This window comes from Fibrisoma limi BUZ 3, assembly GCF_000296815.2.
GTDB classification, from domain to species: domain Bacteria; phylum Bacteroidota; class Bacteroidia; order Cytophagales; family Spirosomataceae; genus Fibrisoma; species Fibrisoma limi.
Window position 1 is genome coordinate 121231 of sequence record NZ_CAIT01000006.1, and the last position, 24422, is coordinate 145652.

Consider the following 24422-nt stretch of genomic DNA (forward strand, 5'->3'; position numbering starts at 1 on the left):
TCAAGTTTCAGGTTCAATGTTTCAATCGGGTGGTTCCAGGTTTTGAGGTCAACGTTTACTTCGAAACTAGGACGTTGACCTATTTAAAAAACTATTCTCCCGTTAATTCTACCGGTGTATTCTTGCCAAAACTGTCGCGCAGAACAACCCGGGCTGCGTGGTAGCCGCATAATCCGTGAACGCCACCGCCGGGTGGCGTAGCCGAAGAACAGATAAAGATACCGGTGGCACCCGTACGGTAAGGCGTCAGGCTCAGCGTTGGACGGGTAAATAACTGCCGGACGTCGATGATACCACCGTTGATGTCGCCCCCAACGTAGTTCGGATTCCAGGATTCGACCTGAGCCGTATTCATGGTGGCACGGGCCAGAATCCGGTCGCGAAAACCTGGCGCAAACCGTTCTACCTGTCGTTCAATGGCCTCAGTCATATCGACTGTTGAGCCGTTCGGTACGTGGCAGTAAGCCCAGGCTACTTGTTGGCCGGCAGGGGCTCGCGCCGGATCGAACAGGCTTTGCTGAGCCAGCAACACGTAGGGCTTTTCAGGATGTTTGCCGTCGTAGGTCTGCTGCTCGGCTTCGGTAATTTCTTCGAGGGTCCCGCCAAGGTGGATGGTACCCGCCTGCCGACATGCCGGGGCCGTAAACGGAATGGGGCCGTCGAGCGCCCAGTCGATCTTGAAGATACCGGGGCCGTAGCGATATTGCTCCAACTGCTTGCGGTACAGTGTCGGGAAACGATCCCCCACGATGGAGAGTAGTTGTTTCGGTGTCAGATCAAACACGACCACCCGCGATTTGGGTAAGTCGGTCATGGCCCGCACCGGCCGATTGGCTTCAAGGTGCCCGCCCAACGACTGGAAATATGACACCAGCGCGTTGGTAATCTGCTGAGCACCGCCCCGGGGGATTGGCCAGCCCCGGTGGTGTCCTGCGGCCATAAGCACGAGTGCGATCGCTGCAGTAGTTACGTTGGTCAATGGCTGAATGGAATGGGCAGCCATACCGGCTAAGAGTCCCCGGGCTTCGGTTGTGTTAAATCGCCTGGCCAGGAATGTAGCCGGTAGCACTGCGTCCAGGCCGAATCGTGCCATGTCCAGCGGGTGATTCGGAAAGCGCAGCGGCCCCAGCACATCAACGGCTAACGTTGGCCAGTGCTTAACCACTGGCTCGAGCAGTCGCCGATACGTTTGCTCATCGGCACCAAGGGTCCGGGCCGTATCATCCACCGAACCGAACAAGGCGGCCGCTTTTCCGTCCCGGTCGAATGGATGAGCGGCTGCTACGGGTGGGTAGATGAACTCCAGACCGTGTTCGGCCAGAGGCAGGCTCTGGAAAAAAGGGGAACCGGCTGCCAGTGGATGAACCGCCGAACCAATGTCGTGTACGAAGCCGGGTAGGGTTAACTCAGCCGAACGAGCCCCGCCACCAAACGTAGATCGGGCTTCCAGCACCAGCACCGACAAACCAGCACGAGCCAGCACAATGGCCGCACTCAAACCGTTTGGCCCTGAACCTACTATTATGGCATCGTATTGCTGATTGGTCACTAGCGTTTGGTTTATGAGTTTCTATTTACGGTTTGCTGTTGGTTGCTATCTGATGCATCCTCTCGGGGGTATCTACCGACAGCACGGAGACAGTGCCGTGGTTCAAGTGCTTCGAGGTTCAACATGGGCCGATTGTTTAGGGGAAGAAACAGCTCCCCTCGGGGGCTTGATCCAGTACGTCAGACCGCCCACCAGCACGATGCCCAGACCAATCAGGCTTTCCGTCGGCTTGTCGGTGATAATGAAGGCAAGCACACATACACTGAACACGATATAGGCCCACTGTAACCACGGCCGTAGCGGACTGTGAAAATCGGTTGGTAGGCGTTTCGTGCGGAGTAGACTGGCTACGGCGAGCGTCCCCATGAGTTGCAACACGAACGACGTACACAGCAATACCTGCTCCAGTGTTCCGGAGAAAAGCAACACCAGCGTAATACCGGTTTGAAGCCAGATTGTCCGAACGGGAATCTGGTGTTTATTCTCGTGTTGAAAATAGTGCCACAGCGGAAAATCACGGGCCATGCGGCTCGTAACCCGAGCGCCCACCCAAACGTACGAACTCATGGTCGCAATGAGTTGGAGGGCAATCCCCGCGCTGACCCACCGACCCGCGCTTGCCCCGAAATAGCCGCCAAACGCTATCTCCGCGACGTTAGCTTGACCAGATAACGAACTTACCGATGTCAGTTTTAGAAAAACGATCTGTAGGCAGACGTACAGGATCGTTACCACCAATGTGCCAAGCAACAGGGCTCTGGGTAGGTTTTTGCCGGGATGGCGAATCTCCGAAACGATATAAGCCGCTGCATTCCAGCCGGTGTAGGCATAAGTCACGTACAACAGCGAGACGGCAAAGGGCGTCGTCAGAATTTCGGACTGGTAGCTGCCATCGAACCGATACGCGCTGGTCGTCGAAGGGGCTACGTAGAAGCCGATAGCCAGCAGCACAAGCACGAAACCGATTTTGGCCAGGGTCGTTACGTTCTGAAACACGCTGCTGTGGCGCAGGCTGAACGAGTGAATCAGGCCAATGCCAAGGATGAGCGTTACGGTAAGCCAGCGCGTGTCGGTTAAACCGGGCCACGCCTGGCCAAAAGGTAGGAGGTATGACTCCATCGCTTTTCCGGCAATGGCAACCGGGGCCGCAAACCCGCCCACCAGCGACACCCAGGCCGACAGATAGCCCAGGAACGGGTGTAATCCCCGTGAAATGAAAATATAGTCGCCCCCTTTTTCGTCGGGGTAATGCGTGCCCAGTTCGGCCAGTGAAAAAGCGCCGATCAGGGCCAGGATGCCGCCCAGAACCCAGAGCAGAACAATCGACCAGGTGTTTTGTATATCGGCCAGTTGAAAACCCAGACTGGTGAACACACCCGTCCCGACCATGTTGGCAATTACAAGGAAACAGGCCGTTAACCAGCCAATTTTATGCGTAGTTGTTGCCATTGTCGTACTATATGAATCAGGCAGATGGTCTTTTGTACGAATATCGATCAATCTGAGCGGGACACAAAACATGGCAGTTAATTCAATCAATATGTCCCGGCCTGCAGCGTACTTTTCGATAGCGCATACTTTCGGTTGACGCGGTCAAGCACGACGTAGATAGAGTCCTTGCTTTCACTAATACCGCTCAGAATGACTCGTGAGCCGTCCGTGGTTCGGTAAGTCAGGATCATCCGGTTGCGCGCTACGTCCCGACGGAGTTCGGCTTTGATTCCTTTTGTCCGGCGGGTAGAGCGGGCAATGGGGGCAATTTTACTGTCTTCGTCACCGATGTTGACCAACGCTTCCTTCGGTACCCATTGAGCCACGGCGGCTTTTGGTTTTGGCTTCTTTGTTTTAGCGTCATCAGGCTCCTCACCGCCATCGCCACGCGGGCCACCCGGCCGGTACTTGTCTTGCAGATACAACACCTGATTTTTGGGGTCGGCGTCGTAGTAGAAAACCCGCTGACCACCCGCTACGCCGGTCAGCTCAAACGTGCGGTTGAGGTCGCGCATGGGCGCGCCCCCGCCGTTGGAGAGATCGAGCGGTACGGCGCGGTTGGTTTTGAACGTCAGCGTCGACCAATTCTCAAACGTAGCTTCCTGCCAGCGAACGGAGTCTAATGGCGAGTAGGGGAGTACCTTGCCATTGAGCCGGAACTCCGTTACATTATAGTTGCCACGCAATTCGGGGACGCCTTTCTGAGCGGGCTGTTTGTACGGATCATAGCGAAAATTGACGTACTGCACCCAGAACAGCAGCACCAGGAAGACACCAATCGTGGCGGTTTTCAGACCAATCCGAACGTAACGCTGCCAACCCGTGAAGGTCGGGTAATAGTGGGACGGTACGGTAAAGCGCTCTTTGATGAGCAGGTTGTACAGACTCGGAATGTAGTTGATCAGCAGGAAAGCCGACAGCAGCACAAAGTACGAGCTGTAGCCATGAACGCCCCCGTCGTAGGCAAAATTGACGTAGACAATATCAGCCAGTGCCCCGAACAGCAAGATGGCTCCCCAGAACGTAGTTGCCCGAAAAAACAACAGGGCTCCCGCGGCTACTTCAACCACGTCCGTAAATACTTCGTACCAGGGGACAATGCCGATGGAAAGCCAATAGATCTTCTGGGCCGTGAGGTCGCCGAAGTTGGTGTTCAGTAACCCCAGCGATGGGTAGGGTAACTGCGTCGGCATCAACTTCGTGAAGCCGAAACCGATGATACCGATGCCCGCCCGGTAGCGTACGATCACCCGTAGCCAGTAGTACAGGAGCGGTCCGGCGTCCCAGTTGTAATGTAACGGCTCTGCTTTGCGTAAACGGGCAACTGCCGTCCAGATCAAGCCAGCCGCAATGGCGACCAAGAGCGTGATAATCCAGGGGGCGTAACCCAGCAACGTACTGCCGAAGAGTTTGTTGCCAAACAGCGTGACACCCGAATTAAAACGGGACAGGTCGTAGAGATCCCGGTAATGCAGATGCAGCCAGTCTAACGAAACGGCGTTTTTGTACCAATTTCCGTTGTTGGGCAGCGCCATGATGACGAAGTACACGAACGCAATCCGGAACAGAATCTTCTGCCCTGACGTCCACGGTCTTCGGGTCGTATCTCGGTCTGGCGTGACTCGGTCTGACGTGACCCGGTCTGACGTGACCCGGTCTGACGTGACTCGGTCTGACGGTACGTCTGATCGGAGTGGTTTATTAGTGCGGTCAGACGTGCCGTCTGATCGGGTCTCGCTAGACCTTGAAGTTGGCTGCAATGCGTTTGTATCTAGTTCGTCGGAGGTCGTTTTGATGGTTGACATGACTACATTACAGTTTTAAGGTTCCACGACGGCCGGCTTTGGCGGCTTCTTCAAGCAGATACTTTTTGTTAACCTTGTCCAGCACGACGTAAATCGAGTCCTTGGTCTCGTTGACGCCGGAAAGGACAATCCGCGACGGGTTCGGTCGGCTGTAGCGGAGCGTCAGCGTTTCATCCGCATGGGCCTTATTGCGGTTGCGAAGCCGAAGCGTCTGCTTGGCATGGTCTATGTCGTAGTTGTAGTAATGGCGTCCCTGCGAGCCGGCCAGTTCGTAGTTCCGATCCTGGTCGCTGGCGTAAATCTCTTCGGTGTTCGACAGGTCGAGTGTTGCAGGACGGTTGGACTTGATACTGATCGTTGCCCATTTCTCGAAGACTACATCTTGCCAGCGTGTCGAATCGGTCCTGGAATAGGGCAGCACCTGGTTGTTAATGCGGAACTCGCTGACGTTGTAGATCCCGCTGGCATCGGCCAGACCCGGTTTCTGCGGAAAATGATACGAGCCCTGGCGGTAACCCGCGTAGGTTTTGTAGCCATACAGAACAACGAAGAACAGGATGAAGGCCGTCTTTAACGCCAGGCGGACCGTTCGCTGCCAGGGTTCAGTGAGGACCAGCCGGAAGCGATTCGGTGCGGTTGGTTGTTCGAGGGAAACCAGCCTGAACAGCCGTACGGCATCGTAGGCGAAAACGAACAAAGCCAGCACGATGAGATACAAACTGTAGACGTACTCGCCACCTTCATACGCCAGGTTTGAGACGAACACATTGCCCGTGAACGGCAGGATAATCAACGTACCAATGCTGGCGGTTTTGCGGTTCAGCAGCAACAACGCCCCGACGATTTCGACCAGACCGAGGAACGATTCGTAGGACGGCACGATACCCAAACTGAGCGAAAACAGCTTCCAGGCGGTGAAATCGCCGTAGTTCGTATTCAGGTTGCTGATTGATGGATACGGAGCCTGCATTGGAAAAAACTTGATGAAACCGTAAGCCAGTATCCCAACCGCCAATCGATAGCGCACAATCACCCGCAGCCAGTAATACAATGTGGTGTAGTCTCTGCGGCTCCCATCGCGATACGTCCAGATCGCCGTACCAACCACCGCAATCAAGGCGACAACGGCCCAGTTGGCGAACGAATCGGGTCCGTCGAAGAACTTTGGCTGGTAGCGGGCCAGGTAAAAGATGTCGCGGTACTGGAGGTTCGTCCAGTCGATGGCAAACAGATCGCGGTAGTACGTCCAGTCCAGCGGCACAGCCTGGATAAATAAGTAGATGAAGAAGAACCGGAACAACAGCGTTTCGTAGCCGCGCCATTCAGACGGCGACGTTGTTGGTTGAGTGTCAAAATCAAGCTGGGAATCAAACTCAGACAGCTCCGCCTTCCATTCCGAAGGCACACCCGTGATGGCTGTTTTTGTCATAACCTGCGTTGGTTTTACGATTGGCTAAAGGTGACTACGTGCTTATTTCGCCGGTTCGTTCGGCCGCAGGCGCTGGGCATTGATCACCTTTCTCGTTTGCAGATCGAACTTCTGTCCCCGACCCAGGAAATAGAACGGGCCGCCGGTGCTGTTCTGGCCGGATGGATATTGGGCGTTGCTGGCGATCTGCTCCGCCGTGTAGATGCCCACGAACGAATTGCCGATCACCTCAAACGTGTTCTTCTGCACCACGATGGCCGTGCTCTCGTCGATGCCGACCCCGAGCAGCTCAGGACGCTCTTTAATGACGTTTATCAGGTCAAACTGCCGGTTCCGGCGCAGCACGTGCTGATCGATCGTTACGTTATGAATGAAGTCCAGCCCCTGCGTATGGTCGCCGATCATGATCGAGTTGCCTTTGGTGTCACCCCGAACCATGAAAGACCCCAGAATCGTAGCCCCCGCCGATGTACCACCGATGACGCCACCCCGCGCCAGTAGTGCATTAAGTTCTTTGTGCGCCAACGTATTGAGGTACGAGTCGGCCAGCCGCCAGTGCCGTCCGCCGATGAACCAGACGCCCGTGGCCCGCTTCAGGGGGGCCACGAACGACTCCTGGTTGGCTTCCTTGGGGTCGCGGGTGTGCAGCACCGTTACCTGCTTGACACCGAAATCGAGCAGCCGATTTTTATCACGGTCACCACTGCTGACAATGGATGAATCTTCCCCGGCCGTCGGAATGACGACAATGTTGGCATTTTGGCCACCGGCCAGCTCAATGAACCGCCCCCAGATTTCGGGGCCCATCGCGCCACCGCCAACAATGACTAAAGCACCTTTTTCCGGCCCCACGGTTTTAGCGGCCGATTGGGTTTGCGCCTGAACCGATGACAGGCTAAGCGCAGCAAGAATGAATGCAAAAAGCTTTATGGTTTTCATGAGAATTGTCTGTCGTTAGTGGTTAATAGCCTTCGTTTTGTGTCAGCGCTTTATCCGCCAGAATTTCGCTGGTCGGAATGGGGAAGACGTACTTTTTCGTGTCGGTGATGCCCAACACCGTGGCTACGCGGCCCGTTCGGATGAGGTCAAACCAGCGGTCGGCTTCGAAGGGAAACTCGACGCGCCGTTCCTGCTCAATGGCCAGCAAGGTAGCCGCCAGATCTGGTGTTGTTGCGGCCGTAAGGGCGGACAGGCCAGCCCGGTCGCGGACGGTGTTCAGGTCGGCAAGAGCGTCGGTTAGCTTACCCACCCTCGCACGGGCTTCGGCCCGGATCATATACAACTCGGCAATGCGGATGATGTACTGCGGGTCGGTTCCGATTGGGTTGCGGTAGTACAGCCTGCCGTACCACAGGTTGCCCGGAGGGGCCGTCTGCGCAATCAGATCCTTACGATTGCCCCCCACATTCGGGTCGTTGAGCAACGTAACGAGCTGCGCGTTGGGAGCCCATTCGCGCCGACCGCCGAGGGCCGGTGGCAACCACCAGTTGGCGTGTCCGTTCCGGAACGAATTGCTGAACGCCAGTTCAAACACGGACTCAGGTGTCGCCACCGCATTGTTCGCGAAGAACGCGCTGTACGGTTTAGCAAGCCGGTAGTTAGCAGCGTCGCTGATGAGCTTGCCCGCGTACTCCTCGGCCTGCGTCCACTCCCCGCGGTACAGGTGATACCGGGCCCGCAGCGCCCAGACCGTTTTGCGGGTCACCCGGTTGCGGTTGGTCGTATTGGTCAGTAAGGGTTCGGCCGCGGTCAGGTCTTTCAGCACCTGAGCGTAGGTTTCGTCTACGCTGCTACGTGTGATGCCCGTATTATCCGACGGTTTGCGGGTTGGCGTCAGGACCAGTTGAACTCCGCCCCAGCCACGTACCAGGTCGAAATACGACAGCGCCCGAATCGCCAGAGCTTCCCCAACGAGTTGATCTTTGCGGGCGGCCGTCAGTTGCGGATCGGCTAGGGTTGGAACGGTCTCGATGAGGTAATTGGCCGCCAGAATGGTGCGGTAGATGGCCGCCCAGGCGTTGCCGACGTAGCCGTTGTCGGCGGTCAGTTTGCGAGCTGTAATCTCCTGCGGAGCCCCCTGCGAGCCGGTCCATTGGATATCGCCACCCGACAGATACGCCAGGGCCTGGTAGTTGGACCCGTAGTAGCCGTCGTTGCCCAGGCGGTTGTAGAGGCCGTTCAGCGCCACCTCGGCCGAACTGGCGTTTGTGATGGCCTGCGATTCGTCGACCTGCAATTCAGGTTGCACCTCCAGAAAAGACTGGCAACCCGCGAGCAGAACCAGCAACGAGAGGGTTGAAAATAAACGGTTTGTCGTATGCATAGTAGCTAATGTCTTGTTATTGAGCCGTCAATTGGTGGTCATTGATAGACACTATCCTGACCACGGAATGGCTGTTTACAACGTCAGATTTAAACCAAGTTGAGCGGTGCGGGGGAGCGGGGGCGTGCCGAGGTCGTGCGCCTGCGTGGTGGGGTTCGCCGTTACGTTCACTTCCGGGTCAGGGCCCTGGTAGTTGCTCAGCAGCCATAGGTTCGAGCCGTTGTAGTACACCCGCGCCGATGAAATGCCGACTTTCCGCAGCAGGGTCTTCGGAATCGTGTAGCCGATAACAAGACTGTTCAGCCGAACAAACGAGCCATCCTCGATGAATCGGCTGCTGGGGTTGAGGTTGTAGTTGTTTCCCTGCGTCGTGACGCGCGGTACGTCCGTAATGTCGCCCGGTTTCTGCCAGCGGTTCAACTGGTTTTTGTTGATCGCCCGGCGGTCGTCGCGCGTGCCGCCCGATTCATGGAAGAAACGGTTGTTGTTGTTAACCTTATTGCCGTAGCTGAAATTGAAAAACAGCGATACGTCGAACCCTTTGTAGGACAGCGTGTTGTTCAGGCCACCGACGAACTTGGGTAGGGCCGTGCCGACGTACTGCCGGTCGGCGGCCGTCAGGATGCCGTCCTTGTTGTAATCATCGTACACGGCGTCGCCGTTTTCAGGGCTGACGTTCAGTTGTTTGTATACGAAGAAGGCATGGTACGGATAGCCTTCCAGTAACCGCTGTGTGGCGTAGTTGGCATCGACCGGGAGCGACAGTTTTTCAATCCGGTTGACGTTAGCCGCAATGTTGAAGGTCGTGTTCCAGGTCAGACCGCGACTTTCAAGATTGACCGTGTTCAGGCTGAATTCAAGCCCCCGGTTGCTGATTTCACCGTCGTTTCGATAAATCGACGCAAAGCCCGAACTCTGCGCCAGCGGCACCTGCAACAGCAGATCATACGTGTATTTCGAGTAGGCGTTGACTTCCAGACCGATCCGGTTGTTGAACAGCCCTACGTTCAGGCCGACGTTTACCTGGCGGGTCGTTTCCCACTTCAGATCCGGGTTAGCCAACTGCACCGGGAACGTACCGGGATTGTCCTGGTAGTTGTAGCCGCCACCCCACAGGCCACGGGAGGCAAAATCGTTGATGCCGTTCTGGTTACCCGTCCAGCCGATGCTGGCCCGCAGTTTCAGGTCGCTCAGGAAGGTCGCATTCTGCAAAAAGTTCTCCTGCTTCACCTGCCACGCCAGGCCCGCCGACGGGAAATAACCCCACTTGTTGTTCGTACCGAACCGCGACGACGCATCGGCCCGCAGACTGGCTTCGATGAAGTACTTCTTGGCAAAGTTGTAATCTACCCGCCCGAAGAACGAAGCCAGGTTGTTGCGGGTCCGGCTTGATGTGGACGTCGTAACCGAAGCGGATGAAATCTGCTTGAAAGCGTCGGACGGGAAGTTGGTTCCCTGAGCCTGTGTCTGCGTCGAGAGGTTGCCTTGCACTGAATTTCCCAACAAGGCTCCAACCGAATGTTGGCCACCGAAAACGCGCCGGTACGTCAGGGTCTGCTCGTTAATCCAGACGGTATTCTTGCTGATGCTCGACGTAGCCAGGCCGCGGCTAGCGCTGCCCCGGTTGGTCAGGGTGTTCCAGTATTCGTATTCGTCATAAATGTTATAATCCAAACTCCAGCTACTGCGGAATTTCAGGCCGTCGATGATATCGATTTCGCCGTACAGGTTGCCGATGTAGCGGGTGCTGATCGACTGCATATCGGTGTTGTTGATCAGTACGTCCAGGTTGTCGAAGCCCGCCCATTTGGCGTAGGTACCGTCGGCATTAAACTTGGGCAGGTACGTTGGTGTGTGCAGAGCCGCCTGCAGAATCCCACCCTGAGGACCGTCGCCGACCCGCGCGTTCGTGCGGTTCGACTGCGAAAAGATGTTGCTGGTCCCGATGCGAATCTTGTTCGTCAGCTCATGGTCCAGGTTGAGCTTGAAGCTCGCCCGCTGGAAATCGTTGGTGCGGAGGGTCGCCTGCTGGCTTGTGTAGCCGCCACCGAGGTAAAACCGCGTCTGCTGATTTCCGCCCGACACCGCCAGATCGTAGTTCTGCAAAGCGCCCGTCCGGAAAATATCGCCCAGCCGGTCGTAGGTGGGTTGTTCTTCGGGTAGACCGCGCCCCGCTACGCCATTCACTAACTGATCTTTCGGGCGAAAGGGACGGGTTTCGAAGGGCTTGCCGTCGTTTATCCAGGCTTCGTTGATGATGGTTGCGTGTTCAGGGCCGGTGACCAAGTCCCACAGTTTGGGTGCCCACGCCTGACCGGCGCTGGCGTTCAGCGACACCTTCGTTTTCGAGTTGTAGGCTCCTCGCTTGGTTGTGATCACTACTACGCCGTTGGCCGCCCGCGCCCCGTAGATGGCCGTTGCTTCGGCATCTTTCAGAATCGAGATGGACTCAATATCGGCGGGGTTAATATCGGCTAACGGGTTGTTGGCCTGCCCCTGCGTCGTGATTTTCTGTAAGGATTGATTGTTGATGAAAACTCCATCGACGACGTACAGTGGGTCGTTGCTGGCGTTGATGGACGTATTACCACGAATACGGAAGTAGATACCATCACCGGGAACGCCCGTATTAGCCGACACCTGCACGCCGGCCACCTGTCCCTGGAGCTGCTGCTCAAAGCTGGCCACTGGCCGGTTTTTGATCTGGTCGGCGTTGACCTGCGTAACGGCTCCAACCAGATTTTTGCGGTCCTGTGTGCCGTAGCCTACCACCACAACCTCGTTGAGTTGCGATGAAGACTCCCGCAGGGCAATCGTTACGTCTGTTCTGTTATCAACGGTAAGTTCGGTCGTCTGATATCCGATGGCCGAAATGACCAGTGTTTGCCCTGGACGGGCGTCGAGCGAAAACCGACCGTTGGCGTCCGACGAGGTGCCTTTGTTCTGACCTTTTACAACAACGTTGGCACCGGGTAGGGCTTCCCCATTTTCAGCGCGAATAAACCCCGATAAACGGGTTGGAACTGACTGTGCCAGCAGCCAGCCTCCGGTGAATAGCCAAACTATCCACACAGATAGAAGATTTTGCATTACTTTGTATTGGTTACGTTAAAAAAATAAGCTTGCCAGAGCATTTTTTTGTAGCCAGCCGCTTCGGCGGTTAAACGGGACGGTTGCCGCCGTCCCGTCTTTTTGTTTTTAAACTGGTTGCCGCCAGTTTAAAATTTTCACCGAATAGCCAGCCTGGAGCTGAGCCGGACGTAGAATGTGTACACGTAGCAGCCGGCGCAGAATCCGGCCAGGGATTCAAGGGCGGCAAATACGGCCAGGATCAGCGTCGGTATCACCGTCGTGTAGCCCAGCAACTGGAGCGTCGAAATGCCGATGGCGAAACCAAGGCCAATGCCTGCCGCAAACCGTTTGGGCGCGGCATTGGTTGCCCGGGAAGGTAGGTGCAGGATACGCACCAGGCCATCGGCCAGACGTCCAAAAGGACTATACCGGGGGCGGTTGAACCCCCTGAGCGCAAAATCAACCGTCAGAAGTAGCGGTAATACGAACCAGCCGGTCAGGAGGTAAGCCAGACTGGTCAGTAAGACCAGAAACGCCACCACCCGAACGTTGGACTCGTTCAGTTGTTCGTGATCAGTTGGGCAAATCAGGTTTTTATTCATAAAGCGGAGTTGTTGGTTAGTATCTAGTTATTGGTATATGATTTTTGGATGGTGGACACTGGATGTTAGATGAAGCAACCGGTCGGCCCGGCGTGACTCGGTCTGGCGTGACTCGGTCAGACGTGACTCGGTCAGACGTACCGTCAGACCTACGGGTGAATCAGTACCGCGACTCGACTGAACGCGGCCCGGTCTGACCGGTTTTACACCAGTATCCAACGTCCACCATCCAATCAATGATCGCCGTAGCGTTTTTCGCCTGCCCGGACGGCCAGGGCCAACTGGTTTTGTTTCGGTGGTAGCGGACAGGTTGCGTAGGGCGTGAAGGCGCAGGGCGGGTTGATGCTCTGGTTAAAATCCAGCGTGGTTGTGCCGTTGGGGCCGGGAACGTCGGCGTAGAGGAACCGGCCGGACCCGTAGGTTTCATGCCGATTGGTCTGGTCGCCAAACAGGATGAACAGTTTATCGCTGCCTTCGCCAACGGCATCGAGCCGGTGCGTTTTGCCACCCAGTTCGAATACCAGGGTGCCAACCAGGGGTTGCTGCGACACTTGCCCTGTTACGTCCAGAATCGGGATGGTTCTGGGTTGTTTGGGACGTTCGAGTCGCGCCTTTACCTGGAAGGCTTCATCCACCGGAAACCGGTCAATGCCCTTAAATTCGCTCAGAAAAGGACTTTCGAGATCCCGCAGCCGAACAGCATACCGGCTTCCTCGCTTGATAATAAACCATCGGAGCGACCCATGCGATAGTACAGGGCTGGCTTTCTGGTTGGGAATAAATACCGGTTTTTCTCCTAATACCGGCTGCTTATCGGCATCCAGTACCACAACGCCCGGGGCAGCCGTGAACGTGACCGTATCGCCGGTAAGCCGGAACGTACCGAGTTGATCGGGGGCTTTTCCCGTTGGAAACATGAGCAGGTTGTTCGGATCGCTGCCGACGGGGTTTGCGCCGGGTTGCAGCCAGAACAGGCCCGCGAGGTTAAGCCAGCCGTTCTCGTTTTTAAGCGACTCAATTCGTTTTTGATGCCACCGTTCCAGTTGCTCGCGGTACGCCGGATTTTCGGCCCGGAACCCCACAACGACTACCAGAGCCAGTCCCCAAAAACAGAAAAAAGCGAGGGCATACCGGTTTAGTGGCTCGGACTTCTGATGCAACGTGTTCATGGTTATTAATTGATCTGTGTGATACTCACTAAGCCTTTGACGGATCGTAAGCGATTTGTAATCAATAAGAAATGATGTTGGTCGTTGGCTTGTACGGTCAGGTGGCCGAACGCCCGGACGCCATCGGCCTCAAACGACAGATTCAGGATGCGACAGTGCTCGTCCTGCGGTATGGCGTTCGTGACATCGCCTACGAAGTTCAACCGGTCAAAACCGGTGATCTGAAAGACAGTCTGCCAACGGGGCTGGTTCTGTATGGCTGGTTGCTTACGGTCGTACATGATTAAATCAAGATTTACTATAAATCCCAATAATCCTGCTATTAGATAGACTATTAGTACTTATAATCTATTGATTTAGTAGGTTTTGCAAATAAAGTGCATATTTGCAGTAGCTTCCAAATTTTAGAGAAAAATTATCGGTAACGCCAGTCGTAGTGGAAGCGGTTAACAGTTGCTCAAAACCAGATAATTAATTGCGGTAGCTCAACCAGAAGCAGATAACGATATGATTTCGAAAAAAGCAAAATACGCGCTTAAAGCCATGATCCACTTAGCGGAGCAGTACGGTCGGGGGCCCGTTATGACACATCAGCTCGCCGGGCAGGGAGGGATACCCAAGCGGTTTTTGGAGTCAATTTTATTCGATCTGCGCAATCATGGCTTGCTGCAAAGCCGGAAAGGAAAAGATGGGGGTTATCAGTTGCGGATTGAGCCGGATAAGATTACGCTGGCCCAGATTCTTCGGATCATCGATGGGCCAATTGCGCCAACGCCCTGTGTGTCTAAAAACTTCTACGTCCGCTGCGACGACTGCGCCGATGAAGAAACCTGCCATATCCGACCCATCATGGAACGCGTTCGGGATGCGAACCTGGCCATTTATGAAACGACTACATTGGCCTCTATCAGAACGTCGTATCAGGACAGGAGGGAAGCTGAACGCGTCTTATGAATGCTGTTCTGTAGGGAAAGCACGCAGTTAGCGAACGACCTGTTTACAGCGGAAGCGCCGGTAAGCTTAGTCGAACGGACGTACCGTTCCCCGGTTCGGAGCTAAGCTGAAGCGTGCCCTGATGAATGTCCACAATTTTTTTAGCCAGCGTCAGGCCGAGACCAAAACCGTGAATGGTACCGACGTTGCCGGCCCGCATCATCGGCACGAAGACATCGGTTAGCTGGGCTGTCGGGATGCCGATGCCACGGTCACTCACGCTGATAATAACCCACGACGGCTCGTACTGCACCTGGACATCGACTGGTTGAAAATCAGAATATTTGCAGGCGTTATCGATGATGTTGATTAATGCCGTACGTAGCAGATTGGCATTGCCCACTACGCGAAGGCTCGAACTATGCTCTGTGAATTCATCGGTGAGTTGTAGGTCGATCTGCTGTTGAGGGTATTTCTCCCCGAAATACGTCACTGTGTCGAGTATGGTATCCACTACGTTGAGGTCATCCAGCAGCCGCGAGGGCTTGAGCCCCTCCACCTCCGCTAGTCGCAGTAAAGCGTTGGCCAGTTCGATGGCTTCTTCCAGCCGATGTAAGGCTTTTTCCATGCTTTGCTGGGCGGCCGGGAGCGTAGGATCATAGGCCAGCGACGTTTCCAGCATACCCTTCACGACGGTCAGCGGGGTGCGGATCTCGTGCGATGCGTACGCAACAAAATTCTCCTGGCTCTGGGCGAGCTTCTGCAATTGGCTCAGTAGATCATTGAATGAGCCGGCCAGGTAGCTGGCCTCATCGCGGGTGGAAGCATGGGTCAGCCGAAACGAAAAATCATTGACCGTTGCCGAGTTGATCTGGCTGATCAACTGGTCGAAGGGGCGCATGGCCCGCCGGGCAAACAGAAACCCCGCAAGCGCAATTACCACCAGGGAAAACACATTCCCGATGCCAAGAATGAACAGCAGGTTCCGGCTGGTCTGACGGCCACTCAGGTCGTAGGCCGTTACCACCGCTACGTATTGTTTCCCCTGAACCGTAAAAGACAGGGCAACGCCTTCCTTGGGCGATTCCCACTGTGGGCTGGTGTACGTGAAATAGACCTCCTGCTGATGAGCCTCGTCTAACTGGGCCGGGGTAGGTGTGTAGTCGTCGGGCCCGGACGATGAATAGATTCGATGGTTTTCGGCGTCGTACAGGACTTCGTGCTGTTCGGGCAGCGTTAGGTAGCTGGACTGGAAAAACTCATTCCGGTTGAGAAAAAACGCCTGGGCCGCGAGCGCCCGACGTTGCAGCCGGGTCTGCATGAGCGACCGCCGGTACGACTCGTACGTCTGGTAAATAAAAAACGAAAACAGCAGCAGCAACGTAGCAACCAGCAGCCCAAACCCAATGGTGATACGTTGCTTGATACTCATGGTTCGGCCCGTAGCATATAGCCTACGCCAAACACCGTGTGCAGCAGTTTCGGCTCGGTGTTGTCGATTTTCCGACGCAGGTAGTTAATGTACACATCGACCACATTCGTGTTCGTATTGAAATGCACATCCCAGACGTTTTCCAGCAGATCCACCCGGTTGACCACCCGGCCCTGATGAGCCATCAGATATTCCAGCAACGCATATTCGCGGGCGGTCAGGTTGATACGCTGACTACCACGCCATACCTGATGCGACTCGGTATCGACCGCCAGATCGAGCAACTCCAGGCGTTTGGGCAATGGCGCACGGGACGGATGCCGACGGGCCAGGGCCTTGAGCCGAAACAGCAATTCTTTGAAAGCAAACGGCTTGGTCAGGTAGTCGTCAGCGCCGGACTCAAAGCCAAGTACTTTGTTATCCAGGCTGCCCAGCGCGGTCAGGAGAATAACGGGGATGGCCGGCCAGTTCTGTTTGATGTACCGGCACAGGTCGTAGCCGTTCATGCCCGGCAGATTCACATCCAGCACGACCACATCGTACTGGCGTTCGTTGACCATACTCCGGCCGATCACCCCATCGAAGGCCACCGATACACTGATGCCTTCGGATTGCAGTCCTTTCTGAATGAACTGGGCCAGTTCAACATCATCTTCAATGATTAACACATGCATGCGTCGCAAACCAACTGTTTGTCACGATAAAAGTACCAACAAAGCCGCAAACGTATACCGGATCAATTGGCTCTAACCAGATTCTAATAACTCTCTCAGAGGGCTCTAATGACCTCCGTAGTTATTTTGATGATGCCCTCTGATCGTAACCGAATGGCTCCATACGCATATCTGAACGTGTTTCTGGCGGATGATGACGAAGAAGATGCCTACTTCTTTGCGAAAGCAGTGGATCGAACGTACCCCGGTTGTCAGGTAACGCGGTTTGAAAATGGTAACGACTTAGTCGTACATCTACAGGTAGCCGGACAGGATCAGGGCGTCGTATTTCTGGATCTGGTCATGCCCCGGCTTGATGGTTTCTGGACACTGGAACAGATCAGGCAAACAGATTCGCTGGCTGAGCTGCCGGTGTTCATACTATCCGTTTCAGAGGCTGAACAGGATATCCGGCGGGCGTACCGACTGGGGGCGAATGCGTATCTGATTAAACCCGCAACCCTGACCGAGCTGACCCAGCTTATACAACCCGCTATCCGCTTTGGAATGAACCAGTTTACTCAACCATGAAAAAAAGATATTGGTTGCTCAGCGTTTTGCTGATTGCCTGTTGGCAACCCGCCGTAGTCGCACAGGCGTTGACGCTGGAAGGTGCCGTCAATGCTACGTTTGCGCAATACCCCACGCTGGCCGCACAACGGGCTGCCCTGGAAGCAATCCGGGCCAATGCCCGCGTCGTGCGCGACAATCGGCTGCCCAACGTGCGGCTTCACGATCAGGTTACGATCGGGACGGCCAACGGTATGTCCGGCTCGTACTTTTCAATGGGGCTGATCGTACCGACGTCGGGGGCGCGACGGGCTGAAAATCGCCCGGATCTGGCAACCGGAAATATTGCTCTGGCATCGATGGATTGGGAGGTCTATAACTTCGGGCGTTTTCAGGCTGAAGATAAACTCGCCGTTGCCGACATCGCCGTGAGCGAGGCCGGGCTGGAACGCGAGCAGTTTGCGCTGCGGCAGGTCGTGATCAATACGTACCTGGACATGCTCTGGCAGGCCCGTTACCTCGACATTGAGCAGCGCAACTTCGCCCGGGTCGATACGGTGCGCCGGATCATTACGAACCTGGTCCGCAATGGCATCAAACCGGGGCTGGATTCCTCACTGGCCGCCGTGGAATGGTCGAAAGCCAAAATGACCTACTGGAAGGCGTTGGAAAACTACCGGAGAACGGCCGTTCAACTGGCAACGCTCACCGGGCGGTCGGCCAATGAACTGAGCGTGGATACTCTGTTTCGGTCGGAGCCATTGCTGGCACCCGTAGCCGGCGACGTGCCCGGGCTGAATCATCCGCTGCTTCGTTTCCGCGAGCGCTTCATCAACCGGCAGACGGCCGAGATTGACCTGATTCGAAAAGCCGCCCGGCCGCGCGTGTCGCTGCTGACGGCCGCCTGGGCGCGCGGGTCGAGTCTGACGGTCGAGAATGAATTTGGTCCACTGGGGTCCGGGCTGGCCTATAGCCGATCAAATTTTCTGGTTGGGGTGGCTGCTACCATGAACCTGACCGACCTGCGCCGGGCCCTGCACCGCACGCAGCTACAGCAGCTACGGGTACAGGAAGCAACCAATCAGTTGGCCGTTGAACGCGTGCAGTTGCAGAATGCGCTGACAACCGCCGACTCGCTGCTGATCATACTGAGGCTGGAACTGGGCGAACTGCCGAACGCCATCCGGTCGGCCAACGACGCGTATCAGCAGCGTCTGGCGCTGTACAACAACGGTCTGGAAACCATTCTGAGCCTGACCGACGCGCTGCAACTGCTTTCCTCCGTCGAGAAAGAATACGTAGAAACGCAAAGTCGGGCGGTGAAATTACGGCTTCAGAAAGCCTTTGCGACCAACAATTTTGAGGAATTCTATTCGATGTTCCGCCGATAACCCGACTCAACGTTAACCGACCTGGCTATGTCACTCTTATCAACGTCTTTAAAACGCCCAATTTCGGTGCTGGTGCTGGTGGCCGGTATCGTGGTGTTCTCGGTGCTGTCGGCGCTACGGATACCCATTGATATTTTCCCGAAACTAAACTCACCGACCATCTACGTCATTGAGCCGTATGGCGGGATGTCGCCCGCCCAGATGGAAGGGTTTTTCGCTACCCGGATGCAGGACCAGTTCCTGTACGTCGGGGGCATCAAGGAAATTTCCAGCAAAAGCGTGCAGGGGCTGACGGTGGTCAAACTGGTCTTCTACGAAGGCGCCGATATGGCTCAGGCAGCGGCCGAGGTGGCTATTCAGGTTAATCGCGCCATGAAGTTTTTCCCGCCGGGGGCGCTGCCTCCGCAGGTGGTGCGCTACGATGCGTCGTCGGTGCCGATTGGCGATCTGGTCTTTTCGAGTAAAACCCGCGAGCTGAAGGAGATTCACGAACTGGCGGTGACGCGCATCCGGCCGTTGTTCTCGACCGTACCGGGCTTAACGGCTCCGCCCCCAATCGGTACCAACTCCCGTACCATCGTCATCAACCTGGACCCCGGCAAAATCCGGAGCATGAACGTTTCGCCCGACGAGGTGGTCGAAGCGCTGGCTGCTAACAACGCCATGACCCCATCGGGCAACATTCGGGTAGACAATACGACGTACATTACTACGCTCAACTCGCTGGAAGATCAGGTTGCTGACTTTGGCCGCATTCCGGTCGTGACGGAAGGCCATCGTACCATCTTTCTGAGTGACGTAGCCACGGTTCAGGACGCTTCGGACGTAACGACCGGCTACGCCCTGGTGAACGGAAGCCGGTCGTCGTATATCCCGGTCGTTAAAACCGCCGATGCGTCGACCTGGGATGTCGTGACGCGGCTGAAAGCGAAGCTGCCGGAAATGAAGAGCCTGCTGCCCGACGATATTGAGGTGGATTATGAATTCGATCAGTCGGTGTTCGTGATTAACGCCGTGCATAGTCTGCTGTTTGAGGGCGGCCTCGGTGCCATCCTGACAGGTCTGATGGTGCTGTTGTTCCTCGGCGACTGGCGATCATCGTTAATCGTTATCATCACGATCCCGATATCGGTCATTGTGGCTGTGCTGCTGCTTAATCTGGCCGGGCAAACCATCAACATCATGACCCTGTCCGGGCTGGCGCTGTCGATCGGTATTCTGGTTGACCAGGCGACGGTGACCATTGAGAACATTCACCAGCACCTGGAGATGGGCAAAGAAAAGAAGCAGGCCATCTTCGACGCCTGTAAGGAAGTGGCTCTGCCGCTGCTCCTGATTCTTCTGTGTATTCTGGCCGTGTTTGCACCGTCGTTCATCATGACGGGGGTGCCCAGGGCCATGTTCCTGCCGCTGTCGCTGTCCATCGGTTTCGCCATGACGGTGTCGTACTTTCTGGCGCAGAGTCTGGTGCCTGTCCTGTCTAACTGGATCATGAAAGACCATGTCCAGGCAACGGATCATAACGAAGCTGATGAAGAGACGAAACCGGCGTTTTTCGACCGGGTACGCAACGGCTTTGTAGGGCAGACCCGTCGGCTGTTAACCCGCAACAAACTCATTATTGGTTTCTATTTCGTCGGTGTACTGGCGCTGGCTGGGGGTGGTTTTATGCTGATTGGTAAGGATATGCTGCCCCAGATCAACTCCGGGCAGATGGTGATCCGGATGAAAACTCCCGACGGTACCCGGCTCGAACGCACCGAAGAGCGCGTTGGTGAACTGCTGACGCTGGTAGACGACGTATCGGGTGGGAATCTGGCGGTATCGTCAGCCTACGTGGGTGTTGTACCGACCAACTACGCGACGTCGAACCTCTACGTCAGCACCAGCGGAACCAACGACGCGGTCATCAAGGTGGCCTTGAACAAGGACTTCCATACCAACATGCAGGATCTGAAGGAGTCCATCCGCGAGGCCGTCCGTGAGCAGATGCCGGACATTACGCTGTCGTTCGAACCCGCCGACCTGACCGAGAAACTCATGAGCCAGGGGGCCTATACGCCCATTGAGGTGCAGGTAGCCGGCCGGGATATGAAGCAGATTGCGGCCTACGCCCACCGGCTGGTCGACAGCTTGTCTACGGTACCTTATCTGCGCGATGTACGTATCATCCAGCCCCTGAATTTTCCGGTAATCAACATCAAACTGGACCGCCAGAAGCTGGCGATGATGGGCCTGAGTTTGCAACAGGCCGCCCGCTCTATCACGGCCTCTACGTCGTCGAGCCGGTATACCGAAAAGAACCAATGGCTTGATCAGAAAGCGGCCTATACGTATCAGGTGCAGGTGCAGATTCCGCAGTACGCCATGCGTAACCTGACGCAGTTGCAGGAGATTCCGCTGGTGGCGGGGCGGATGCGGCCCGTGCTGGGAGACGTAGCTACGTTTTCGGTTGATACGTTGCCTGGTGAATATTCCCGGACCGGTCCGCGCCGGTTCGTGACGGTTTCGGCCAACATTCACCATCGGGATCTGGGTACGGCCACGCAGGCTGTTGAGTCTGCCATTGCTAAGCTGGGAGAAACCCCCAAGGGGCTCGTCACGGAGGTAAAAGGGATGTCGTCGCTGCTGACCGAAACGCTCGACAGCCTGCAACAGGGGCTGGGTATTGCCATTCTGGTCATTTTCCTGCTCCTGGCCGCTAATTACCAATCGTTCAAGCTGTCGTTTGTCGTGCTGTCGACGGTGCCGGCCGTTATCGTTGGGTCCATCGCGCTGCTGCTGCTGACGGGCAGTACGCTGAACCTGCAATCGTACATGGGTATCATTATGTCGACGGGTATTTCGGTGGCCAATGCCATCCTGATCGTTACGAACGCGGAGCGGCTGCGCTGGGAGTACCGCGACGTTCGACGGGCAGCCATTGACAGCGTGGGGCTACGTCTGCGGCCGGTCCTGATGACCAGCTTCGCCATGATTGCGGGGATGGTTCCCATGGCGCTGGGAACGGGCGAGGCCGGGGAGCAGGTCGCTACGCTGGGGCGGGCGGTGATCGGTGGCCTGATAGCGTCTACGCTGGCGGCTCTGTACATTGTTCCGCAGGTTTATGTCTGGTTGCAGCGACGGACGAAGTTCAACGAACCATCGCTGATGCCCGGCGATGAAAAACCAGCGCGTTCCTCGGTCGAGTCAACCGAGTATGCACATTAATCAGACCGACGAATCGCTATTTATTCATAACCGTATGAAAGTTATCGCCTTCAGTTATATCGTCATTGCGTTAAGTGTTGGCGCATTAAGCAGTTGCTCCTCGTCGGAGCAGGCGGATACCAACCGAAAGAAGACCGGGAACAGTAAGCAGGCCACCAAGCCGAGCTATCGCATCGCTACGGTATCGCAGCAACGGGTCGGGCAAACGATCCAGTTGCCGGGCGAATTCCGGCCGTATCAGGAAGTCAGCATTTATCCCAAAGCGGATGGATTTGTCGATAAGGTGCTGGTTGACCGGGGATCGGCGGTCCGTAAGGGCCAGGTCCTGATGGTGCTTGACGCACCGGAAGTTGAAGAGCGACTCGTGGCGGCTCGCTCCAATACGCTGAAAGCCGAAGCCTTGCTGGTGGCCAGCCGCGAGCATTACCGCCGACTGAAAGCGAGTAGCAAAATACCGGGTTCGGTATCGGCACTGGACCTGGAAACGGCCTATGCCCGCATGAAAGCCGACAGCGCATCGGTGCTGGGCGAGCAGGCCAACTACCGGGCGCTGGCCAGACTTAAATCGTACCTGACCGTACGGGCTCCGTTCGACGGCTTCATAACCGAACGTAACGTACACCCGGGTGCGTTGGTGGGGTCGGGGGCCAAAATGGATCGGCCGATGCTGGTGCTGCAACAACAGAACCGCCTTCGCCTGGTAGCCGATATTCCCGAAGCCTACAGCGTTGGTATGCGGGAGGGCGAAACGATCGCCTTCACGGTAAGCGCTATACCGGGCAAGGAGTTCAAAGGGAAGATTAGCCGCCGGTCGGGCAGCATGAATCAGCAGTTTCGCTCCGAAACGGTCGAAATTGACGTCGATAATACGTCCCGCCGGTTGCGGCCCGGCATGTTTGCTGAAATCATGCTGTCGGCCGAGGGGACACCCGGCGCTCTGGCGGTACCCAACACAGCCGTTATTACGTCCACCGAACGGCAATACGTCATCAAAGTGCAGGACGGCCGGGCTCAGTACGTGGAGGTGAAGCAGGGACAAAAATCCGGCGATATGACCGAGGTATTCGGTAACCTGCGGCCCGACGACAAAATCATTGTTAATGCCCGCGAGGATATCCGGGAAGGCGTAGCGGTGTTGTAGCCGGCGTTAAAGCGCCATCGCCATCCGGTTATATGGAATAACCCCTTTGTAGAATAAATCCCCTTCCGGTTTCATACCGAAACGCCGGTAAAAATCAGCCGCGTCGAGCCGGGCGTCGCACCAGAGGGTGGTAGCTCCCAGTCGTTTTGCTTCGGCAATCACGTAGTTGAGCAACCGGGTGCCGATGCCCTGGCATTGCAGGGTGGGCTGCGTCGCGAATTTGCGAAAACGCGCTTCAGGGCCGGTCACAAACAGCGAAATGACCGCTACCAGCTCGTCATTCAGGAAGGCACCGTAGTGATGGCCCTCGGCATCGTTATCAACCTTGACGTAATCCAGGGGTTTGTCGGGCCAGAGAACCGCGTGGCGCAGTGGATACGTTTGTTCGGGCGAAATGAGTTAAATAGTAAGCATGGAACGCGACTGTATTCAGAACGGCTAATGTAGTGAATCCGGTAAGATCCTGACAGGCGCAGACGTATCTGCTGACATAGGGCTGTCACTGATCGGGCCTATCTTTACCCAATCAATCATGGGTATTCATCGTCTAGAAGTAATGGCTACAGATCATCTCCTTCGCCAGCGGTTAGCGAATCAGCAACTGGTTAACCCGCCCCAACATTCGGTTCCGGAAATCGTAAGCTGGCTGGGAGCGGTGCAATCCCAGGAGTTTCATGACGCCAAATGGTCGGTGGCTCAGCGAACAGACGGACTGACGCACGATGCGTTCATGCAGGCTTTCAACGAGGGAATGATCCTGCGGACGCACGTACTACGGCCCACCTGGCACTTTGTGGCACCGGCCGACATCCGGTGGATGCTTACCCTGACGGCTCCGCGCATCAAAGCGTTTATGCGAACCAACGACCGGAAGCTTGGCCTGGATGAAGCTGTGTTTTCCCGGACAAATACCCTGATTGAGCAGACGCTGGGTAAAGCCGGTCGGTACCTGACCCGAATGGAACTGGCCGGGGTGCTCAAACAGGCTGGTATTCGTCTGGAAGCCAATGCGCTGGCGCACATACTGACCCGCGCCGAATTGGAGGGCATCATTTGTAGCGGAGCCATGCAGGGCAAACACCAGACGTTTGCGCTGCTGGATGAGCGGGTACCCGAGGCCCATCAACTCCCGCGCGAAGAAGCTCTGGCCAAACTGGCAACCCGTTATTTTGCCAGTCACGGACCCGCTACGGTACACGATTTCAGTTGGTGGTCGGGGCTTACCCTGACCGATGCCCGATTAAGCATCGAGTCGATAAAATCTGAACTGGCGAGCGAGACTATCCAGGGCAGCACCTACTGGTTCGTACCGGCGTCTATACCCGACCGGTTGCCGACCAGGGCGCTGCTGTTGCCCAATTTTGACGAATATGTGGTTGGGTATGCAGACAGGACCAGGCTGCTGGAGCCGACATACGCAGGAGAACTGAGTGGGCAGGGAACTATCCTGTTCTACAAAACCATCGTGCTTACCGGGCAGATTGTGGGTACGTGGAAGCTGGTTAAAGAAAAGGCCAGATGCCGGGTAGAACGGCAGCCGTTACGTGCTTTAACCGACTGTGAGGAAACTCAGATTGCAGAGACCGTTGAACGGTATCTGGCTTTTTATGAACTGCCAGTTGATGAGCCTGTCACAGGCTAGCGGACGCAAC

The 24422-nt window shown here is 56.0% G+C and carries 19 protein-coding genes; 6 read left to right on the forward strand and 13 right to left on the reverse strand.

Annotated features, from left to right (window positions below; all coding sequences use genetic code 11):
* Positions 1 to 91: 91 nt before the first annotated feature.
* The 10 genes from BN8_RS08405 to BN8_RS33890 form a co-directional block, all read right to left on the reverse strand.
* Complete coding sequence (locus tag BN8_RS08405; protein WP_040005646.1) at positions 92 to 1549, reverse strand: phytoene desaturase family protein; 1458 nt, start codon at positions 1547 to 1549, stop codon at positions 92 to 94.
* Positions 1550 to 1651: 102 nt separating this feature from the next.
* Positions 1652 to 2998: an APC family permease gene (locus BN8_RS08410; protein ID WP_040005647.1), complete on the reverse strand. Its 1347-nt coding sequence runs from the start codon at positions 2996 to 2998 to the stop codon at positions 1652 to 1654.
* A gap of 86 nt (positions 2999 to 3084) precedes the next feature.
* The gene (locus BN8_RS08415; protein WP_009281412.1) at positions 3085 to 4845 is read right to left on the reverse strand and encodes a hypothetical protein; all 1761 of its coding nucleotides are present in this window, start codon (positions 4843 to 4845) and stop codon (positions 3085 to 3087) included.
* Positions 4846 to 4852: 7 nt separating this feature from the next.
* The gene (locus BN8_RS08420; protein WP_009281413.1) at positions 4853 to 6274 is read right to left on the reverse strand and encodes a hypothetical protein; all 1422 of its coding nucleotides are present in this window, start codon (positions 6272 to 6274) and stop codon (positions 4853 to 4855) included.
* 42 nt (positions 6275 to 6316) lie between these two features.
* On the reverse strand, positions 6317 to 7213 hold the full coding sequence (locus tag BN8_RS08425; RefSeq protein WP_009281414.1) for a cyanophycinase: 897 nt from the start codon (positions 7211 to 7213) through the stop codon (positions 6317 to 6319).
* 22 nt (positions 7214 to 7235) lie between these two features.
* On the reverse strand, positions 7236 to 8597 hold the full coding sequence (locus tag BN8_RS08430; protein WP_009281415.1) for a RagB/SusD family nutrient uptake outer membrane protein: 1362 nt from the start codon (positions 8595 to 8597) through the stop codon (positions 7236 to 7238).
* Between the two features lie 75 nt (positions 8598 to 8672).
* Entirely contained in the window at positions 8673 to 11687 is a 3015-nt protein-coding gene (locus BN8_RS08435) for a SusC/RagA family TonB-linked outer membrane protein (RefSeq protein ID WP_009281416.1), read from the reverse strand.
* A gap of 137 nt (positions 11688 to 11824) precedes the next feature.
* A complete protein-coding gene (locus BN8_RS08440; RefSeq protein ID WP_009281417.1) occupies positions 11825 to 12271 on the reverse strand; it encodes a DUF4395 domain-containing protein in 447 nt (148 codons plus the stop codon).
* A gap of 233 nt (positions 12272 to 12504) precedes the next feature.
* A complete protein-coding gene (locus BN8_RS08445; RefSeq protein ID WP_009281418.1) occupies positions 12505 to 13440 on the reverse strand; it encodes a DUF1684 domain-containing protein in 936 nt (311 codons plus the stop codon).
* Between the two features lie 5 nt (positions 13441 to 13445).
* Positions 13446 to 13721 carry an ACT domain-containing protein gene (locus BN8_RS33890; protein ID WP_144051627.1) on the reverse strand — a complete coding sequence of 92 codons (276 nt, stop codon included), beginning with the start codon at positions 13719 to 13721 and terminating at the stop codon, positions 13446 to 13448.
* Between the two features lie 226 nt (positions 13722 to 13947).
* On the opposite strand from BN8_RS33890, the gene BN8_RS08455 reads away from it, so the two are divergent.
* Entirely contained in the window at positions 13948 to 14394 is a 447-nt protein-coding gene (locus tag BN8_RS08455; protein WP_009281420.1) for an RrF2 family transcriptional regulator, read from the forward strand.
* 43 nt (positions 14395 to 14437) lie between these two features.
* Here BN8_RS08455 and BN8_RS08460 read toward each other — a convergent pair whose 3' ends face one another.
* On the reverse strand, positions 14438 to 15805 hold the full coding sequence (locus BN8_RS08460; RefSeq protein WP_009281421.1) for a sensor histidine kinase: 1368 nt from the start codon (positions 15803 to 15805) through the stop codon (positions 14438 to 14440).
* Positions 15802 to 16479: a response regulator transcription factor gene (locus BN8_RS08465; RefSeq protein ID WP_009281422.1), complete on the reverse strand. Its 678-nt coding sequence runs from the start codon at positions 16477 to 16479 to the stop codon at positions 15802 to 15804. Before BN8_RS08465 ends, BN8_RS08460 begins: the two co-directional genes overlap by 4 nt.
* 153 nt (positions 16480 to 16632) lie before the next feature.
* Between BN8_RS08465 and BN8_RS08470 the strand changes: the two genes are divergently transcribed.
* The 4 genes from BN8_RS08470 to BN8_RS33565 are packed head-to-tail and all read left to right on the forward strand — an operon-like array spanning position 16633 to position 22770.
* A complete protein-coding gene (locus BN8_RS08470) occupies positions 16633 to 17049 on the forward strand; it encodes a response regulator (RefSeq protein ID WP_040005648.1) in 417 nt (138 codons plus the stop codon).
* Entirely contained in the window at positions 17046 to 18419 is a 1374-nt protein-coding gene (locus BN8_RS08475; RefSeq protein ID WP_009281424.1) for a TolC family protein, read from the forward strand. The genes BN8_RS08470 and BN8_RS08475 overlap by 4 nt, the downstream gene beginning before the upstream one ends.
* Positions 18420 to 18446: 27 nt before the next feature.
* The gene (locus tag BN8_RS08480; RefSeq protein WP_009281425.1) at positions 18447 to 21629 is read left to right on the forward strand and encodes an efflux RND transporter permease subunit; all 3183 of its coding nucleotides are present in this window, start codon (positions 18447 to 18449) and stop codon (positions 21627 to 21629) included.
* A 34-nt stretch (positions 21630 to 21663) separates the two neighbouring features.
* Positions 21664 to 22770, forward strand: a complete 1107-nt coding sequence (locus BN8_RS33565) for an efflux RND transporter periplasmic adaptor subunit (protein ID WP_040005898.1) — start codon at positions 21664 to 21666, stop codon at positions 22768 to 22770.
* Between the two features lie 6 nt (positions 22771 to 22776).
* Here the strand turns inward: BN8_RS33565 and BN8_RS08490 are convergent, their stop codons facing one another.
* Entirely contained in the window at positions 22777 to 23166 is a 390-nt protein-coding gene (locus tag BN8_RS08490; protein WP_229368046.1) for a GNAT family N-acetyltransferase, read from the reverse strand.
* A gap of 160 nt (positions 23167 to 23326) precedes the next feature.
* Here BN8_RS08490 and BN8_RS08495 point away from each other — a divergent pair, with 160 nt between their 5' ends.
* Positions 23327 to 24412, forward strand: a complete 1086-nt coding sequence (locus BN8_RS08495) for a winged helix DNA-binding domain-containing protein (protein ID WP_051041015.1) — start codon at positions 23327 to 23329, stop codon at positions 24410 to 24412.
* Positions 24413 to 24422 lie beyond the last annotated feature (10 nt).